Consider the following 1,428-nt stretch of genomic DNA (forward strand, 5'->3'; position numbering starts at 1 on the left):
GATGGCGTCCCTCGTCGTGGTGTACGGGATCAGCGGCTGGGAGTGCGCGGGCGTCTGCCCGGGGCGCACTTCCACGGGTGAGTTCCGCTCCCTGAACAGGAGGTGGGCCATCGCGTAACTCTCCTTGGTGAACGCCCAGTTCAACCACGAGGAGTGCACGATGGCCCTGTCCCAGTCTGAACTGATACGGCTCCTTGAGTCACTACGCTCGACCGACGGAATCGAGCTCATCCGCGCCATCGCCGAGCGAATGGTGCAGGAGCTGATCGAGGCCGAAGCGAGTGCCCACATCGGCGCGGAGTGGAACGAGCACACGTCGACGCGGACCAACGTCCGCAACGGGCACCGGGAGAAGGTGCTGACCACGCTGGCCGGCGATCTGGAGCTGGAGATACCCAAGGTCCGCACCGGCAGCTTCTTCCCCTCGCTGCTGGAACGCCGGCGCCGTATCGACCAGGCCCTCTACGCCGTGATCATGGAGGCATACGTGCACGGCGTCTCCACTCGCAGCGTGGACGACCTGGTCAAAGCCCTGGGCGGGGACAGCGGGATCTCCAAGTCGGAGGTCTCGCGGATCTGCGCGGCGCTGGACGAGCCGCTGACCGCGTTCCGCACCCGCCCGCTGGATCATGTCCGCTTTCCCTACGTCTATCTGGACGCGACCTATTGCAAGGCGCGGGTGAACCACCAGATCGTCTCCCGGGCCGTCGTGGTCGCCACCGGCATCACTGAGGACGGCAACCGCGAGGTCCTGGGGCTGATGGTCGGCGACAGCGAGAGCGAGGCGTTCTGGAAGGAGTTCCTGCGCTCCCTGCGTGAACGCGGCCTGTCCGGTGTCCGCCTGGTCGTCACCGACCAGCACTCGGGCCTGGTCGCCGCGGTCCGCAAGGTCATGCTCGGTGCCGCCTGGCAGCGTTGTCGTGTCCATTTTCTGCGAAACGTCTTCGGCGTGATCGACCGGGACTCCGGTGAGATGGTCGCCGCGACGATCCGCACGATCTTCACCCAGCCCACCGCCGACCTCGTGCGCACCCAGCTCGACACCGTCGCCGACATGCTCGGGCAGCAGTTTCCCAAGGTCAGGGCCATGCTCCTGGAGGCGAAGGAGGACCTGACCGCATTCGCGGACTTCCCGCCGAGGCACTGGAAAAAGATCCAGTCCACGAACCCGCTGGAGCGGATCAACCGGGAGATCAAGCGCAGGACCGACGTCGTCCAGGTCTTCCCCAACGACGACGCCCTGCTGCGGCTGGTCACCGCCGTGCTCTTCGAGATGCACGACGAATGGATCGCCTTCCCCCGCCGCTACCTCCCAGAAGGCAGCATGGACGAGCTCTACCGCGAACGCCTCGAAAGCGCCCCCGCACTACCCAACACCCCGAACAAGCCCGCCAGCTGATCGCCTACACCACGACGAGGGACACCATC

At 66.1% G+C, this 1,428-nt stretch carries 1 protein-coding gene; it reads left to right on the forward strand.

Annotated elements, in window-relative coordinates; genetic code table 11:
* Window positions 1–160 precede the first annotated feature (160 nt).
* On the forward strand, window positions 161–1,399 hold the full coding sequence (locus ACFZDK_RS55865) for an IS256 family transposase (protein WP_390987134.1): 1,239 nt from the start codon (window positions 161–163) through the stop codon (window positions 1,397–1,399).
* Window positions 1,400–1,428 lie beyond the last annotated feature (29 nt).

Source organism: Streptomyces sp. NPDC007901 (assembly GCF_042959465.1).
Lineage (GTDB): Bacteria > Actinomycetota > Actinomycetes > Streptomycetales > Streptomycetaceae > Streptomyces.